The following is a 16,760-nucleotide window of genomic DNA, read 5'->3' as shown; positions in this document are numbered from 1 at the left end:
CGCCGCCATGCGGAACCCCGTCAGTCCAGTGCGTGTGTCCGGCACGTCCGCAGAATTTCGTCCGACAGCTCCGGTCCGACCTGCCGTACCGCCCGCGCCAGCACCATCGCGCCGACCATCCGGCTGAGCAGCAGCACCGCCCGCTCCCGCGCCTCCTCCGGGGTGACCTCGTCCTCGCGGGCGAACTCCGCCGCGAAACCCGCGAGATACCCCTCCACCCCGGCCGCGTACTCGCGCTGCACCGCCTCGCTCTGCCGTCCGGCGTCGACGACCAGGGAGGCGGAGGGGCAGCCGCCGTCGGGGGCGTCGCGGTGCTCGGCGGAGAGATAGTCCTCCACCACCCGTCGCAGCGGCGGCCCGGCGGGCGCGTCGCCGTCCTCGACGGCCTGCCGCAGCACGCCCAGTGACGCGGCGAACGAGGCGTTGCACACCTCGGCGGCCAGGTCGTCCTTGGACGCGAAGTGGTTGTAGAAGCCGCCGTGGGTGAGACCCGCCTCCTTCATCAGGTCGGCGATGCCCACGGCGTCGATGCCCTGCGCACGGAACATGCGTCCCGCCGCCTCGACGATGTTCTGCCGGTTCCTGGCCTTCTCTTCCTTGGTGATCCTCGGCATGCCCGCCCTCCCGCTCCGACCCTGTTTGACGTTTTCAAGGTTACCCCTCATCATTATTTTGATGTCGATCATCATTAAAAGGTGGTGAGGAGTCATGCGCTCCGTCGTGCACACCCGCCGGGGAGACCCCGCCGAGGTCCTCGCACTGCGGGAGGAACCCGGCCGGCCGCGGCCCGGCGCCGGGGAGGTGCTGGTCCGCCTGCGGGTCCGGCCCGTCCACCCGGGCGATCTGATCGCCGTGGAGGGCGGCCTGCCGGGCCTCCCGGACCAGGACCCGCAGCCCCGGATTCCGGGCGTGGAGGGCATGGGCGTCGTCGAGGACGTGGGCGCGGACGTGCGCGCGCCGCTCGCCGGCCGGCGCGTCGCGGTGTTCCCCGCGCCGGGCACCTGGGCCGAGTACGTCGTGGTCCCGGCCGAACGCGCCGTGCCGGTGCCGGACGAGGTCGAGGACGACACCGCGGCGCTGATGCTGGTCAACCCGCTGACGCTGGTCATGCTGCACCGGGCGGTGGAGCAGGCCCTGGACGGGCACGACGGCCCGGTCGTGCAGACCGCCGCCGGCTCCTCCGTCGGCCGGCTCGTCTCCGCGCACGCCGACCGCCGCGGGCTGCGTCTGGTCAATCTCGTACGCGGTGCGGCCGGGGCGCGGAAGGTGCGTGAGATGTTCCCCGCGCAGCCCGTGATCGTCACGTCGGACGCCGACTGGCAGGACCAGGTGCGCCACGCGACCGGCGGGGGTGCACGGGCCGTCCTGGACTGCGTCGGCGGCTCCTTCACCCGGGACCTCGTCGGCCTGCTCGGTGACGGCGGCACCCTGATCAGCTACGGCCGGCTCGGGTCCGGCGCCACGGTGCTGGACGAACTGCCGCTGGTCAATCGGGGGTTGACGGTTCGGGGTGTGACCATCTGGCAGTGGACGGACCGCACGCCCGAGCAGCGGGCGGAGGACCTCGCCTTCGCCGTGGACCTGGCGCGTACCTCGCCGGAACTGCTGGAGGTCGCGGCCCGCTACGACCTGGCCGACGTCAAGGCCGCCGTGGAACACGCCCGCCGCACGGGCAAGAGCGGCACCGTGCTGCTCACCTCGCCGGCGGAGACCGGGGGTACGCGATGAGGATCGGCATGCTCGGCGCCGGAACCGTCGCCCAGGCCCTCGCCCGGCACGCGATACGCCAGGGCCACGAGGTCGTCCTCAGCAACAGCCGCGGGCCCGCCTCGCTCGCCCCGCTGGTGCGGGAGCTGGGCCCGCTCGCCGGTGCCGCCACTCCGGCGGAGGCGGCCGGCGCCGATCTCGTCGTGCTCGCGGTCGGCTGGCCGCGGGTACCGGAGGTCGCCGCCGCGCTCCCCCGTCTGGACGGCACTGTCGTCGTCGACGCCACCAACCAGTTCGCGTCCCTTCACCCGGAGCCGAGGACCGCCGACCTGGGCGATCTCACGGGCAGCGAGTACGTGGCCTCCCTGCTGCCGGGGGCGCGTGTGGTGAAGGCGTTCAACGCCCTTTTCGCCCAGTACATCGCGGCCGATCCGCGTCACCAGGCCGGACGGCAGGTGCTGTTCCTCGCCGGCGACGACGCCGGCGCCAAGCGGACCGTGAGCGGGCTGGCCGACTCCTTCGGCTTCGCGCCCGTCGACCTCGGCCCGCTCCGCCAGGGCGGGCGCCTGATCCAGCTCGGCGGGCCGTTGTCGGCGCTGCACGTCCTCAAGCAGGACTGAATCCGCTGCCCGCTTTTTCACCACCTCACCTCATTGAGCCAGGAGAAGAGATCACCCATGTCCGACTACGCTCCCCAGCCCCTCCTCCGGCCCGTCCGCCTGGGCGCGCTCGAGCTTCCCAACCGTGTCCTCATGGCACCGATGACCCGCGCCCGCGCCACCAATCCGGGGCTGGTCCCGACCGACCTGCACGCCGAGTACTACACCCAGCGGGCGAGCGCCGGCCTGATCGTCACCGAGGGGACCTGGGTCGGCCCGGACGCCATCGGCTACATCCACGTCCCCGGCATCTACACCGACGAGCAGACCGCCGGGTGGGCCGAGGTCACCGACGCCGTGCACGCGGCGGGCGGCAGGATCGTCTCCCAGATCGGCCATCTGGGCGCCGTCTCCCACCCGGACCACCTCGGCGGCCGGCTCCCCGTGGCGCCGTCGGCGGTCAACCCCGAGGAGATGACGTTCACCCCCGACGGCCCGAAGGAGACGGTGACGCCCCGCGCCCTGACCGGCGCGGAGATCGCCGCCACCCTCGACGACTACCGCCGGGCCGCCGAGAACGCCCGGCGCGCCGGGTTCGACGGCCAGGAGATCCACGCGCAGGGCAACCACCTCATCGCCCAGTTCCTCAACCCCCGCCTCAACCGGCGCACCGACGCCTACGGCGGCAGCGGCGAGAAGCGGGCGCGGTTCCTCCTGGACGTCGTGGAGACCGTCACCGACGTGTGGGGCGCCGGCCGGGTCGGCGTGAAGCTGTCGCCGTACTGGCGGAGCGGCTTCGCCTTCACCGCGGACGAGGAACTGCTCGCCGACTACGACCAGTTGCTGAAGCGGCTCGGCGACAGCGACCTGGCCTATCTCCATCTGGTCGGCCCGGAGGCCGGGGCGGGCGTCGACGACACGCTCACCACGTTCGGCCGCTTCCGTGCGCACTACCGGGGCTCGGTCGTCGCCAACCTCGGGTTCACGCGGGAGAGCGGCAACGACCTGATCGAGCGGGGGCTCGCCGACGCGGTGTCCTTCGGGGCGCCGTACATCGCCAACCCGGACCTGGTGGAGCGGTTCGTTCGCGGGCTGCCGCTTGCCGAGGGCGACCGCGACACGTACTACGCGGGTGGCGAGCGGGGGTATGTCGACTACCCCGTCGCCGTTCGTCCGTAGCGGGGCGGCGGGTGCGGCGGCGTGGGGGCTGGTCGCGCAGTTCCCCGCGCCCCTGGGGATGTGTACTCACGCGACCGCGACACGGGCCGCCCCGGCCCTCGGGTGCGGCGGCGTGGGGGCTGGTCGCGCAGTTCCCCGCGCCCCTAAGGGTGTATCCGCACGCGGCCGTGGCATGTGCCGCCCCGGCCCTCGGGGCGCAGTTCCCCGCGCCCCTGGGGGCGCGTTCGCGTCGGTGTGGGTCAGAAGATCACCAGGGCGCGGCCTCCCTTGCCGGCGATCATGGTGTCGAAGGCGGCCGGGATGCCCTCCAGGGTGATCCGTTCCGTGACCAGGGCGCCCAGGTCGAAGGCGCCGGAGCGGATGTGACCGGCGAGGACCGGCAGGTCGCGGGCGGGGTCGGAGTTGCCGTAGACGCAGCCGGCGAGGGTGCGGCCCCAGTGGAAGATCTCCAGGGCGTTGAAGGAGACCTTCTCCTCCTTGCCGCCGATGCCGACGACCGTGGTGCGTCCGCCGCGCCGCGTGGACTCCCAGGCGGTGCGGATGGTGCTCGCCCGGCCGACGCACTCCACCGCGACGTCGACGCCCTGCTTCCCGGTGAGGGCGCGGATCTGGCGGGCGGTGGTGTCGGAGGCGACGACGTACTCGGTGGCGCCGGCCGCGCGGGCCAGGTCCTCCTTCTCCGGGGAGACGTCCACGGCGACGATCGTCCCGGCGCCCGCGATCCGGGCCGACTGGAGCGCGGCGAGGCCCACTCCCCCGACGCCGAACACGGCGACGGTCTCGCCGGCGCGGACGCGGGCGGAGTGGTGGACCGCGCCGTAGCCGGTGAGGACGGCGCAGCCCAGCAGGGCGGCGTCGGCGAGGGGGACCCCGTCCGGGGCGGGCAGCACGCAGGCGCCGGGCACCACGGTCTCCTCGGCGAACGCGGCCACGTTCAGCCCCGGGTGCAGGTCGGTGCCGTCGTCGGCGCGGCGGGCGTGCACCCGGGCGGCGCCGTCCAGGGCGTGCGCGCACAGCCACACCTCGCCGCGCCCGCAGGCGGGGCAGGCGCCGCAGGAGGGCGCCCAGTTGAGGACGACCCCGTCGCCGGGCGCGACATGGGTGACGTCCTCGCCGACGGCGACGACGGTGCCGGCGCCCTCGTGGCCGAGGACGGCCGGGACGGGCACGCGCATGGTGCCGTCGGACAGGGACAGGTCGGAGTGGCACACCCCGGCGGCGGCGAGGCGGACGCGCACCTCGCCGGGGCCGGGGTCGGGCAGGTCGACGCCGGTGATCTCCAGCGGGGCGCCGACGGCGGGCAGAACGGCGGCTCGTACGGCCATGAGGGTTTCGACTCCCCTAGAACTGGAGGGACTTGGTCTGGAGGTACTCGGTCAGGCCGTGGGGGCCGAGTTCGCGGCCCACGCCCGACTGCTTGTAACCGCCGAACGGGGCCAGCGGGTTGAACCGGCCGCCGTTGATGTCGACCTGGCCGGTGTCCATGCGGCGGGCGAAGGCGACGGCCTCCGCCTCGTCACCGGCCCAGACGGCGCCGGCCAGGCCGTAGACGGTGCCGTTGGCGATGCGCAGGGCGTCCTCCTCGTCCTCGTAGCGCAGCACGCACAGCACGGGGCCGAAGATCTCCTCCTGCGCGACGGTCATCTCGGGGGTGACGTCGGCGAGGACGGTGGGGCTGACGTACCAGCCGCGCGGGCGCGGCGCCTCGGGGCCGCCGGCGGCGAGGCGGGCGCCCTCGGCGACGCCCTTCTCGATGTAGCCGCGGACGCGGTCCCGCTGGCGGGCGCTGACGAGGGGGCCGATGCGGTCGCCGTACTTGGCGGCGGCGGCCGCGGCCAGCTCGACGGCCTCCTCGTACCGGTCGCTGTGGACCAGCATCCGGGTCCAGGCGCTGCACGTCTGGCCGGAGTTGGACATCACGTTGGCGACGCCGACGTTGACCGCGCGGGCCAGGTCGGCGCTGGGCAGAATGACGTTGGCGGACTTGCCGCCGAGCTCCAGGGCGACCCGCTTCACCATGCCGGTGGCGATCGCGCCGATCCGGCGGCCGACGGCGGTGGAGCCGGTGAAGGAGAGCAGGTCGACGCCGGGGTGCTCGGCGAGCGCCTGTCCGGCCACCGGACCGAGACCGGTGACCAGGTTGAACACGCCCGCGGGGATGCCCGACTCGTGCACGCACTCGGCGAAGATCCGGGCGACCAGCGGGGTGTTCTCGGCGGGCTTGACCACGAGGGTGCAGCCGGCGGCGAGGGCGGGCGCGGCCTTGGCGACGATCTGGTGCAGCGGGTAGTTCCACGGGGTGATCGCGCCGACCACGCCGACCGGTTCGTGGAACACGGTCGAGTTGCCGATCCGCTCCTCGAAGGAGTACGTCGCGGCCAGCTCGGCGTACGAGCCGGCGACCGCGACCGGCAGGCCGGCGTGCACGGTCTGGGCGAGCTTCTCGGGCGCGCCGAGTTCGGCGGTGACCGTCGCGGCGATCTCGTCCCGGCGGGCGTGCAGCTGGTCCCGCAGCGCGGCGAGGCGGGCCGCGCGTTCGGCGGGCGGGGTGGCGGCCCAGGCGGGGAGCGCGGCGCGGGCGGCGCGCACGGCGGCGTCGACGTCCTCCGCGGTGCCCGCCGGGACGGTGGCGATCACCTGTTCGTCGGCCGGGTCGACGACCTCGATCACGCCGGAGCCGGCGGCGGGCCGCCAGGCGCCGTCGATGTACATGCCGTCGTATGCCTTCATCGCGGTTCCTCCGGGGCGGGGGCGTCCTGTGCGACACCTAAACTAGCGATGTTAGTTTTTCCGCGCCAGGGGGTCGGCCGCGTGTGCCCGTGGGTCGGCCGCGTGCCGTGCTCACTCCTCCAGGTCGGGCAGCCGGTCCGGGCTGGGGCAGATCCGCCGGCCGTGCTGGTCGAAGACGAAGAGGTGGGCGAGGTCGACCAGGAGCGGGACCTGCATGCCGTGCCGGAGCCGGATGTCGGGCGTGGTGCGGACGATGAGGTCGCCGGGGAGTCGGGGTTCTGCGGAGGTGGCTGCGGAGGCGGGGGCGGACGCGGCGGACGGCGCTCCGGCCGGGTCGGGGCCGCCGGAGCCGTGGGCGCCGCCCGGGCCGCCCAGCGTGGCCAGGGCGCCCGTACGCACGGAGCCCCGCACGGAGCCCGCACGGAGGGCGCCCGCGCGCTCCCGGAGGCGCTCCAGCACCGTGGCCGCCTCGCGGCGGCGACGGGCCCCCGGGCGGCCGGTGGCCGGGCGCGGGGCCTCCAGCTCGGGGACGACGGCGCGGCGGGAGCCGGTGTTGAAATGCACCAGCACCTCGTGGCCCTGGAACTCCAGGTGCTCCACCAGGCCGGTGAGGGCCACCTCGCCGGGGCGCGCGGCGGACGGCTTGGCGATGCGTACGGCCTCGGAGCGCAGGCCCACGATGACCTCGCGGCCCTGCTGCACCCGCAGCAACTGGTGATCCAGGGACAGCGGTTCGGGCAGCCGCAGGAACTGCTTGCCGAGGCTGATGGTCATCGCGCCGTCCAGCGGGGCGCGGACCAGCCCGCGCAGCAGGTTGATCCGCGGGGTGCCGATGAACGCGGCGACGAAGACGTTCTCGGGCAGGGAGTACACCGCGCGGGGCGTGCCGACCTGCTGGAGGACGCCGCCGCGCAGCACGGCGACCCGGTCGCCCAGCGACATCGCCTCGGACTGGTCGTGGGTGACGTAGACGGTGGTGACCCCCAACTGGCGGGTGAGCTGGGAGATTTCCGCGCGCACGTGGTTGCGGAGCTTGGCGTCGAGGTTGGACAGCGGCTCGTCCATCAGGAACGCGGAGGGGCGGCGGGCGATGGCCCGGCCCATCGCGACCCGCTGGCGCTCACCGCCGGAGAGCTGGCCGGGGAAACGGTCGAGGAGGTCCTCGATGCCGAGCATCCGGGCGGTGGCGTCCACCTTGGGCGCCGGGTCGTCGCCGGGCGCCTCGATGCGGAGGGGGAAGCCGATGTTGTCGCGGCTGGTCATGCTCGGGTACAGGGCGAAGTTCTGGAACACCATCGCCATGTCCCGCTCGGACGGCGGCAGGTCGTTGGCGTACTCGCCGTCGAGGAAGAGGCTGCCCTCGTCGATCTCCTCCAGGCCCGCGATCATCCGCAGCACGGTGGACTTGCCGCAGCCGGACGGGCCGAGCAGCACGAGGAACTCGCCGGGGGTGACGGCCAGGGACAGCCGCTCCACCACGCGGGCGCCTCGCGTGTAGGACTTGCTCACGTCGTGCAGGGTGATGGCGCGTGTCATGAAGGGGCCCCCGGGGGCTCATCAGGGCGCTGCTGCTCCGCGGTCGGACGCCTCGTGCGGGTCGTACGGGGCGTGTGAGTCACGGAAGTTAACGGAAAGTAGGCGACCGGGGAAGACGACGGACAGGATCGGGGCGTTCCGTCCGCCTGCCGAGAAACCGGACGGGGTCATTCGGCGCGGTTGTCCGTCATGCCGGAGGGAGCTTCCCGGTCAACGCGTCCGGGACGGCTCGGACTCCGCGGACGCGTCCGCCGCGGCCCCCGCGTACCCACCCGGAACCGCCCCCGCCGGCGTCCGTACCGCCACCCCCGCCGACGCCAGCAGCAACGCGCCCAGCATCACGAACGGCGCCGCCACGCCCGCCACTCCGGCGATCAGGCCCGCCGTAGCGGGGGCCGCGACCTGGCCGAGGCGGTTGCCGGTCAGGCGCAGGGCGAGCGCGGTGGAGCGTGCCGCGGCGGGCGCGGCCTGGACGACCGTCGTCATGGACAGCGGCTGCCCGACGCCCAGGCAGAAGCCGAGCGCGGCGAGGACGAGCGCCAGTACGGGCACCGGCAGCGGCAGCGCGACCGCCGCGCACAGCAGCGCCGCGAGCAGGCAGGTCACCGTGAGCAGGGCCCTACGGCCGAGCAGCCGCAGCAGCGGGGTGAGGACCAGCCGGCAGGCGATCGTCGCCGCCGCGCGCAGGCTGAGCAGCAGGCCGACGACGGCCGGGTCGATCCCCCGGTGCTCGCCGACCACGGGCAGGTACGCGGTGAGGATGTCGGTCGCCGACAGCACGGCCACGCTGATCAGCATGCCCGCCGGCACGCCCCGCGCCCGCAGGATGCCGCGTACCGGCACCCGGTCGCCCCGCGCCGTACGGGGTTTCGCCGCCCCCGCCTGCTCGACGCGCCACAGCGAGGTGAGCGCGACGGCCCCGCCCGCGCCCGCCGCGAGCAGGGCGAGGGCGCTGGTGCGGGCCATGTCCGCGCCGATCAGCGCCCCCGCCGCGACGGGCCCGGCGAGCTGCCCCAGCGACGCGCCGATGGTGAAGTGCCCGAAGTTGCGGTCCTGTTCGTGCGGCGCGGACTGGCGGGCGACGAGCGACTGCGCGCCGATCACGAAGCACAGGTGCCCGAGGCCCATCACCCCGCTCCACAGCGCCATGGTCCACAGCGACCCGGCGACGCCGCTGAGCGCGCAGCCCGCGGAGATCAGCACGACACCCGTCGGCAGCAGCGGGGCGCAGCGGCCGTGGTCGGTGCGGCGGCCGAGCGGTACGGCGGCGAACAGCGGCAGCAGGGCGTAGACGCCCGCGACGACGCCGACCGCCCGCTCGTCGGCGCCGAGGGCCAGCGCCCGGTAGGAGACGGCGGGCCGGGCCATCGACACCGCCGCCTGCGCGAAGCCGAAGGCGACGACGAGCCGGAGCAGCCAGCCGCGGTTCCCGCCGGGCGTCATGACGAAGTCCTTCCTCGGTCAGTGGGAGTAGCGGGTGTCAGATCGTGCCGAAGAGGATTCCGGCCGCGAGGATCAGCAGGCAGGTGAGCGCGGCCCACTTGACCACGAACCGGGTGTGGTCGCCGAACTCGACCCGGGCCATGCCGACGAGGACGTACACCGCGGGGACGAGCGGGCTCGACATGTGCAGCGGCTGGCCGACGAGGGAGGCGCGGGCCATCTCCAGCGGGGTGACGCCGTGCGCCGCCCCGGCCTCGGTGAGCACGGGCAGGACGCCGAAGTAGAAGCCGTCGTTGGACATGAAGTAGGTGAGCGGCAGGCTCAGCACCCCGGTGACCAGGGCCATGTGCGGGCCCAGTCCGTCGGGGACGGTGTCCACCAGCCAGCCGGCCATGCTGTCGACCATGCCGGTTCCCTGGAGGACGCCGGTGAAGACGGCGGCGGCGAAGACCATGCCGGAGACGTTGAGCACGTTGTCGGCGTGGGCCGCGATGCGGGCCTTCTGGTCGGGCAGGCGCGGGTAGTTGACGGAGAGGGCGAGCGCGGCGCCGAGCAGGAACAGCACCGGGATGGGCAGCAGCTCCAGGATCATCGCGGTGATCAGCACGCCGGTGAGCAGCGCGTTGAACCAGTACAGGCGCGGCCGCAGGGTGGGCCGGTTCGGGTCGAGGCCCTTGAGGAGGTCCCCGTCGTCGTCCCCGTCGTTCCCGCCGTCCACGGCGTCGTCCGTTCCGGCCACGCCGTTCACGCCGTCCGTGCCGCCGGCACCTCCGACGGTCCGCTTCTCAAGACGCCCTGCACCAGCACCAGTACCGCCACCGCCTCCCGCGCCGACCAGCACCGCCTCCTTCGTCTCCACGGACTCCTCGTCCTGAAGCCGCAGCGCGCCCAGCCGCCTCCGCTCCCGCAGCCCCAGCACGTAGGCGAGGCCGAAGACGCCCAGCAGGCCGGTCAGCAACGCGGGGATCATCGGGACGAAGATGTCCGCGGCGTCGAGCTTCAGCGCGGTGGCCGCGCGGGCCGTGGGGCCGCCCCAGGGGACGGTGTTCATGACGCCGTTGGCCATGGCGGCGACGCCGGTCATCACGACCAGGCTCATCCCCAGCCGCTTGTACAGCGGGTACATCGCCGAGACGGTGATCATGAAGGTCGTGGAGCCGTCGCCGTCCAGCGACACGATCGCGGCGAGCACGGCGGTGCCCACGACGACCCGCATGGGGTCGGCCTTGCAGAAGCGGAGGATCCCGCGCACGACCGGGTCGAAGAGCCCGACGTCGATCATGACGCCGAAGTAGACGATCGCGAACATCAGCATCGCCGCCGTCGGGGCGAGGCTGGACACTCCGTCGATGACGTAGTCGCCGAGGTGGGCGCCCTTGCCTACGGCCACGCAGAACAGCGCGGGGATCAGCACGAGCGCCGCGATCGGCGACATCTTCTTCGTCATGATCAGGACCAGGAAGGTCGCGATCATGGCGAAGCCGAGGATGGTCAGCATGAATGGGACACCTAACGTTCGCCCTTGAACATCCGGCCAGGGCCGGCGGTGTGACGACGTTAGGTACGGCCGGGCGGTGTCAACAAGACGTCCGGCCGTGAGCAATAAGCGCAAAATCCCAGGTCAGACGTTTGCTCAGGTCAGCACGGTGAGCGTTTCGGGCTGCTCGGCCCGCTCCGGGGACACCTCGACGGGGACGCCGTTGAGCACCGCGTTGCCGGACAGCGGGTCGAGGAGGCTGCCGTCGAGGAGCTGGTTGACGTTGACGCCGGGGTTCACGGAGGCGTGCCGGGTGCGGGTGCCGGGACGGTCGTGGCCCCAGCCGTGCGGCAGGCTCACCACCCCCCGGCGCACGGCGTCGGTGACCTCGGCGGGGACGGTCACCTCTCCCCCGGCGCCCTTGATCCGCACCGGCTGCCCGTCCGCCACGCCGAGGCGTGCGGCGTCGTCGGGGTGGAGGTGCAGGGTGCAGCGGTTGGAGCCGCCGGTGAGGGCGGGGACGTTGTGCAGCCAGCTGTTGTTGGAGCGCAGATGGCGGCGGCCGACCAGGACGAGGCCGGCGGGGCGTTCTTGGAGGGCGGCCCGCAGCCGGGGCAGGTCGGCGGCGATCGGGGCGGGCAGCAGCTCCACCTTGCCGCTGCGGGTCTTCAGCGGCTGGGGCAGACGGGGCCGCAGCGGTCCGAGGTCGATGCCGTGCGGGTGGGCGAGCAGCTTCTCCAGGGTGAGCCCGTCCGGGTCGGCGCCGAAGCCGTCGCCGTAGGGGCCGAGGCGCAGCATCATGTCGAGGCGCCGTTCGGGGCCGTTGTCGCCGGTGAGCAGGGCGGCGAGTTCCTGCGGGTCGCGGCCGTGGACCGGGGAGTGCGGCTCGCCGACGGCCTTGCCGAGGGTCTGCCGGATCACCAGGTCGTCCACGGCGGCCGGGTCGGCGCCGTGCATGCCGGTGGCGGCGAGGACGAGCCGGGCGAGGATCTCGGTCTCGGCCATGCGGCCGGGTTCGAGGGGCACGGCGGGGCGGGTGTAGCGGACCTGGTTGCGCACGGCGAGGGTGTTGAAGGCGAAGTCGTGGTGCGGGCTCTGGGCGGGCGGGGGCGGCGGCAGGACGACGTGCGCGTGCCGGGAGGTCTCGTTGAGGTAGGGGTCGACGCTCACCATGAAGTCGAGGGAGGCGAGCACCTTGTCCAGCCGGTCGCCGTCGGGCGCGGAGAGCACCGGGTTGGCGGCGACGGCGACGACGGCGCGGACCGGCGCGCCCTCCTCGGTGGGGGTGTCGATCTCCTCGGCGAGGGCGGACAGCGGCAGTTCGCCCTTGGCCTCGGGGTGACGGCTCACCCGGGAGTGCCAGCGGCCGAGGGCGAAGCCGCGGCCGGGTCCCGCGGGGCGGGGGGTCCTGTCGGTGGCGGCCTGCGGGAAGAGCGCGCCGCCGGGCCGGTCCAGGTTGCCGGTGAGGGCGTTGAGGACGTCGACGAGCCAGCTGGCGAGGGTGCCGTGCGGGACGGTACAGCTGCCGATGCGGGCGTAGACGGCGGCGGTGGGCGCGGCGGCGAGGTCGCGGGCGAGGGTGCGGATGACATCGGCGTCGACGTCGCAGGCGTCGGCGACCGCCTCGGGGGTGAAGCCGGCGAGGGCGTCGGAGAGTTCGGCGACGCCCTCGATGTGCGGGGCGGCGTCGCCGAGGTCGACGAGGTTCTCGTCGAGGAGCGTGCGGGCGATCGCGGCGAGCAGCAGCGCGTCGGTGCCGGGGCGTACGGCGAGGTGCCGGTCGGCGAGGCGGGCGGTGCGGGTGCGGCGCGGGTCGACGACGGTGAGGGTGCCGCCGCGGGCCTTGAGCGCCTTGAGCCGGCCGGGGAAGTCGGGCGCGGTGCACAGGCTGCCGTTGGACTCGAGCGGGTTGGCGCCGATGAGCAGCAGGTGGTCGGTGCGGTCCAGGTCGGGTACGGGGATGAGGTTGGCGTCACCGAAGAGGAGCCCGCTGGAGACGTGCTTGGGCATCTGGTCGACGGTGGAGGCGGTGAAGAGGCTGTGGGTGCCGAGGCCGCCGACGAGCAGCGGCGGGTAGAGGGCGCCGGCCATGGTGTGGACGTTGGGGTTGCCGAGGACGACGCCGACGGCGTGGGGGCCGTGCCGTTCGACGACCCCGCGCAGTCCCGCGGCGACGGCGTCGAAGGCCTCCTCCCAGGTGGCCTCGCGCAGCTCTCCGTCGACGCGGACGAGCGGGGTGCGCAGCCGGTCGGGGTCGGAGTCCACCTCGGGGAAGGCGGCGCCCTTGGGGCAGACGAAGCCCTTGCTGAAGACGTCGTCGCGGTCGCCGCGGGCGCGGGTGACCGTGCCGTCGTCGACGGTGAGGACCAGGCCGCAGGTGGCCTCGCACAAAGGGCAGATTCGCAGGGCGGTGCGGGACACGGGTCCTCCCGGTACGGCGGCGGTGACGCACGGACGGGCCGAGCATACCGACCGGTAGGCATGTTGGGGAGGGCAGACGCCCGCCTTCCCGGTCCGCACCGGGCCGCCTTCCCGGTCCGCACCGCGCACCGCGCACCGCGCACCGGCCACCGGGTCAGTCGAGCACCCGGGCCAGATACGCCCTGAGCAGCGCGCGCAGTTCGGCGATGACCTTCTCGTCCCCCTCGGGCGTCACCCGGAACGCCAGGTCGACCAGGGCGTCGGCGGTCTCCACGGCGACCAGGAAGGTGCGGCGCAGGTCGCCGTCGGCGGGGCGGCCCAGGTAGTCGGAGAGCAGCGCGGTGAGCCGGTCGGCGACCCGGTGGTTGGGCTCGGCACGGCGGGTGCCGACCGGTATCTGGTTGCCGAAGTCGACGAGGGAGAAGCCGGGGGCGGTGCGCTTCATGTCCAGGTAGGTGTCGAGCACGGCGTCCATGGCGTGCCGCCAGCCGCGGTCGCCGGTGGCGGACAGCCGTTCGGTGACGCGCTCGGTGAAGCGCTCCAGGTTGCGCTGGGCGAGCGCGTCGGCCATCTGGCGTTTGTTGGAGAAGAAGCGGTAGACGGAACCGATGGGGACGCCGGCGCGCTCGGCGACCGCGCGGGTGCTGAGGTCGTCGTAGCCGACCTCGTCGAGGAGGGCGGCGCAGGCGTCGAGGATTCTGGCCAGCCGTTCGGCGCTGCGCCGCTGCACCGGCGCCCGGCGGAGCGATGGCGTGTGGGACACGGGGCTCATCATGCCCGCACGGGACCGTCCGGTGAACCGGGCCCCTCGGCGAGCGGTGCCACGCTCTGCTCCGGGGTCGGCTCCTGCCCGGAGACGGTGATGTCGGCGGTGCTCTCCACGGGCTTGCCGTCGACGGCCCACACCGACCCGTCGTCGGCGTACAGCCGTGCGGTGACCTGGTGGGTGCCGCGCGGGAAGGCGCCCGCGGCGAGATGGTACTCGGGGGTGCGCAGCACGGCGACGCGGCGGCCGTTGACCTCCAGGCGGGCCAGGCCCCGGCCGGCCTCGGCGCGGCGGCCCGTCCCGTCGGGCGAGAAGCGGAAGTTGCGCACGCGCAGCCGTACGTCCCAGCCGCCCTCGCCGTCCGGGGCGACCTCCACGGTGACCTCGGGGGCGTCCTGCTCGTCCACCTCCCGGTAGGGGCGGCCGTCCTCGTCGCGCTCGTCGAGGAGCCGGCCCACGGGTGAGGCCGACACCTCGCCACCGCCCCGGCCGCCCGGGGAGTCGCAGCCCGCGGATCCGGCCAGTACGACGACACAGACCGCGAGCGCGGGGATGATCGGCCTCCGCGTCCACGTCATGCCGGGGAGCGTAGAACAACGGTCCGAACGCGCGAATCCCCCTGGAGTCTGGTTCCGCGTACTCCTCGGAGGGGAGGAGAGGTCCGGCTCCGGAACGAGACCGCGCGGCGCTCTTGCGCCCGGGTAACCGCAATCCTACGGTGTCCTATAGGAATGAGCCGGGTACAAGGGAGCAGCGGACATGAGCGACGGGGCCACCGCCCGCGGGAGCGCGACGGAGCGTGAGGAGGCGCGCAAGACCGCCGAGGGTCTGGAGCACCTCTCCGGCTTCGGCAACGAGCACAGCTCGGAGGCCGTGCCGGGGGCCCTGCCCGTGGGCCGCAACTCCCCGCAGCGCGCGCCGCTCGGGCTGTACGCGGAGCAGCTGAGCGGGTCGGCCTTCACCGAGCCGCGCGCGGTCAACCGCCGCTCGTGGCTGTACCGGATCCGCCCGTCCGCCGCGCACCCGGCGTTCACCCGCACGGGCAACGGCGCGCTGCGCTCGGCGCCGTTCACCCAGACGGTGCCCGACCCCAACCGGCTGCGCTGGAACCCGCTGCCGGCACCGGCCGAGGGCACCGACTTTCTGGCCGGCCTGTGGACCCTGGGCGGCAACGGCGACGTGACGCAGCGCAGCGGCATGGCGGTGCACCTGTACCACGCCAACGCCTCCATGCGCCGGGTGTTCAGCGACGCCGACGGTGAGCTGCTGATCGTGCCGGAGCGCGGCGGGCTGCTGCTGCGCACGGAGTTCGGGCTGCTGCATGTGGAGCCGGGACACATCGCGCTGATCCCGCGTGGGGTGCGGTTCCGTGTGGAGCTGCTGGAGGAGACCGCCCGCGGTTATGTGTGCGAGAACTACGGGGCGCCGTTCCGGCTGCCCGACCTCGGCCCGATCGGCGCCAACGGCCTGGCGAACACCCGTGACTTCCGCGCCCCGGTCGCCGCGTACGAGGACGTCGAGGGCCCGGTGGAGGTGGTGAACAAGTTCTGCGGCAACCTGTGGGCGGCCACCTACGACCACTCGCCGCTGGATGTGGTCGCCTGGCACGGCAACCATGTGCCGTACGCCTACGACCTGCGCCGGTTCAATGTGATGGGCACCATCTCGTACGACCACCCGGACCCGTCGATCTTCACCGTGCTGACGTCCCCGAGCGACTCCCCCGGTCTCGCGGGCGTGGACTTCGTGGTGTTCGCCCCGCGCTGGCTGGTCGGCGAGGACACGTTCCGGCCGCCGTACTTCCACCGGAACGTGATGAGCGAGTACATGGGCCTGATCGAGGGCGCGTACGACGCGAAGACGGCCGGGGAGGGGGGCTTCGTGCCGGGCGGCGGCTCGCTGCACAACATGATGTCGGCGCACGGCCCGGACCGGGAGACGTTCGACCGGGCGAGCGCGGCGGAGCTGAGGCCGCAGAAGATCGACGACGGTCTTGCCTTCATGTTCGAGACCCGCTGGCCGGTGTCCCTCACCCCCCAGGCGGCCCGGGCGGAGCACCTTCAGCAGGGCTACGACGACGTGTGGCAGGGCCTCGAGCGTCACTTCCGGCCATTGCACTGACCGTTCCCCGACCGGTACGGATAGCGCGTGACCTCCTTCGCCCCGGACTCGATCGTCCTCAACCGCAAGCTGCCGCTCTGGTATCAGGTGTCGCAGTCGCTGCGCGCCTCGATCCTCGGCCGCTCGCCCCACGACCCGCTGCGTCTGCCCACCGAGGAGCAGCTGGCCGGGCACTACGGGGTGAGCGTGCTGACCATGCGGCAGGCGCTGAAGGAGCTGGAGGACGAGGGGCTGATCACCCGGCACCGGCGGCGCGGCACGTTCATCGAGCCGGACGCCCGGCGGGGCGCGCCGGTGCGGCTGCTGGGCTCGGTCGACGCGATCGTGGCCCAGCAGTCCGGCATGACGACACAGCTGCTGGAGCACGGTCCGGCGCCGGTGCCGTCCGAACTCGCCGAGTACTTCCCGGACCTGGTGGAGACGGCCGCCTACCACCGGCTGCGCGCCGACGAGAAGACCGGCGAGCCGACCAACCACGCCCGCAACCATGTCCGTCCGGAGCTGGCCGAGCGGATCGACCCGCAGGATCTGGTGCGGTGGCCGATGACGAAGGTGCTGCGGGACGTCGTCGGCGCGGACATCAGCCGCATCACGGACACCGTAGAGGCGCGGCTGGCGGACCCGGAGACGGCGCGGCTGCTCCGGGTTCCGCTGCTCAGCCCGATCCTGCACTACACCGGCGTCACCTACGACTCCGCGGGACAGGTGCTGGACGTGGCCGTGATCCACTACCGGGGCGACCGTTTCTCCTTCACGGTGACCCTGGACGCCCACTGATCCG

At 73.6% G+C, this 16,760-nt stretch carries 14 protein-coding genes; 5 read left to right on the top strand and 9 right to left on the bottom strand.

The window, feature by feature from the left end:
* Positions 1 to 20: 20 nt before the first annotated feature.
* Positions 21 to 614 carry a TetR/AcrR family transcriptional regulator gene (locus ACFOSY_RS28790; RefSeq protein ID WP_394312350.1) on the bottom strand — a complete coding sequence of 198 codons (594 nt, stop codon included), beginning with the start codon at positions 612 to 614 and terminating at the stop codon, positions 21 to 23.
* A 94-nt stretch (positions 615 to 708) separates the two neighbouring features.
* Here ACFOSY_RS28790 and ACFOSY_RS28785 point away from each other — a divergent pair, with 94 nt between their 5' ends.
* From ACFOSY_RS28785 to ACFOSY_RS28775, 3 genes are read left to right on the top strand one after another with little or no spacing between them, the layout of a single operon-like run.
* Entirely contained in the window at positions 709 to 1,728 is a 1,020-nt protein-coding gene (locus tag ACFOSY_RS28785; protein WP_394312348.1) for an alcohol dehydrogenase catalytic domain-containing protein, read from the top strand.
* Positions 1,725 to 2,327, top strand: a complete 603-nt coding sequence (locus ACFOSY_RS28780) for an NADPH-dependent F420 reductase (protein WP_394312343.1) — start codon at positions 1,725 to 1,727, stop codon at positions 2,325 to 2,327. The genes ACFOSY_RS28785 and ACFOSY_RS28780 overlap by 4 nt, the downstream gene beginning before the upstream one ends.
* Positions 2,328 to 2,384: 57 nt before the next feature.
* The gene (locus ACFOSY_RS28775) at positions 2,385 to 3,485 is read left to right on the top strand and encodes an alkene reductase (protein WP_394312340.1); all 1,101 of its coding nucleotides are present in this window, start codon (positions 2,385 to 2,387) and stop codon (positions 3,483 to 3,485) included.
* A gap of 239 nt (positions 3,486 to 3,724) precedes the next feature.
* Here ACFOSY_RS28775 and ACFOSY_RS28770 read toward each other — a convergent pair whose 3' ends face one another.
* The 8 genes from ACFOSY_RS28770 to ACFOSY_RS28735 all read right to left on the bottom strand — a co-directional run bounded on the left by ACFOSY_RS28770 (position 3,725) and on the right by ACFOSY_RS28735 (position 14,436).
* Entirely contained in the window at positions 3,725 to 4,810 is a 1,086-nt protein-coding gene (locus ACFOSY_RS28770; RefSeq protein ID WP_394312338.1) for a Zn-dependent alcohol dehydrogenase, read from the bottom strand.
* A 16-nt stretch (positions 4,811 to 4,826) separates the two neighbouring features.
* Complete coding sequence (locus ACFOSY_RS28765; RefSeq protein WP_394312335.1) at positions 4,827 to 6,215, bottom strand: aldehyde dehydrogenase family protein; 1,389 nt, start codon at positions 6,213 to 6,215, stop codon at positions 4,827 to 4,829.
* 111 nt (positions 6,216 to 6,326) lie between these two features.
* Complete coding sequence (locus ACFOSY_RS28760; RefSeq protein WP_394312332.1) at positions 6,327 to 7,751, bottom strand: ABC transporter ATP-binding protein; 1,425 nt, start codon at positions 7,749 to 7,751, stop codon at positions 6,327 to 6,329.
* 210 nt (positions 7,752 to 7,961) lie between these two features.
* Positions 7,962 to 9,194 carry an MFS transporter gene (locus ACFOSY_RS28755; protein WP_394312330.1) on the bottom strand — a complete coding sequence of 411 codons (1,233 nt, stop codon included), beginning with the start codon at positions 9,192 to 9,194 and terminating at the stop codon, positions 7,962 to 7,964.
* 37 nt (positions 9,195 to 9,231) lie between these two features.
* Complete coding sequence (locus ACFOSY_RS28750) at positions 9,232 to 10,692, bottom strand: CitMHS family transporter (RefSeq protein ID WP_394312328.1); 1,461 nt, start codon at positions 10,690 to 10,692, stop codon at positions 9,232 to 9,234.
* A 135-nt stretch (positions 10,693 to 10,827) separates the two neighbouring features.
* Positions 10,828 to 13,092 (bottom strand): molybdopterin oxidoreductase family protein, encoded by a 2,265-nt coding sequence (locus ACFOSY_RS28745; RefSeq protein ID WP_394312326.1) that lies wholly within the window; start codon positions 13,090 to 13,092, stop codon positions 10,828 to 10,830.
* 154 nt (positions 13,093 to 13,246) lie between these two features.
* Positions 13,247 to 13,864 (bottom strand): TetR family transcriptional regulator, encoded by a 618-nt coding sequence (locus tag ACFOSY_RS28740; protein WP_394312433.1) that lies wholly within the window; start codon positions 13,862 to 13,864, stop codon positions 13,247 to 13,249.
* Entirely contained in the window at positions 13,864 to 14,436 is a 573-nt protein-coding gene (locus ACFOSY_RS28735) for a hypothetical protein (RefSeq protein ID WP_394312324.1), read from the bottom strand. Before ACFOSY_RS28735 ends, ACFOSY_RS28740 begins: the two co-directional genes overlap by 1 nt.
* Positions 14,437 to 14,617: 181 nt before the next feature.
* Here ACFOSY_RS28735 and hmgA point away from each other — a divergent pair, with 181 nt between their 5' ends.
* The gene (gene hmgA / locus ACFOSY_RS28730) at positions 14,618 to 15,979 is read left to right on the top strand and encodes a homogentisate 1,2-dioxygenase (RefSeq protein WP_394312321.1); all 1,362 of its coding nucleotides are present in this window, start codon (positions 14,618 to 14,620) and stop codon (positions 15,977 to 15,979) included.
* A gap of 27 nt (positions 15,980 to 16,006) precedes the next feature.
* A complete protein-coding gene (locus tag ACFOSY_RS28725) occupies positions 16,007 to 16,756 on the top strand; it encodes a GntR family transcriptional regulator (protein WP_394312319.1) in 750 nt (249 codons plus the stop codon).
* Positions 16,757 to 16,760: the final 4 nt, after the last annotated feature.

It is taken from the genome of Streptomyces lusitanus (genome assembly GCF_042647945.1).
Taxonomy (GTDB): domain Bacteria; phylum Actinomycetota; class Actinomycetes; order Streptomycetales; family Streptomycetaceae; genus Streptomyces; species Streptomyces pseudogriseolus.
Note: the sequence above shows the minus strand (reverse complement) of the source record. Positions and strands in the feature narration are given on the sequence as shown.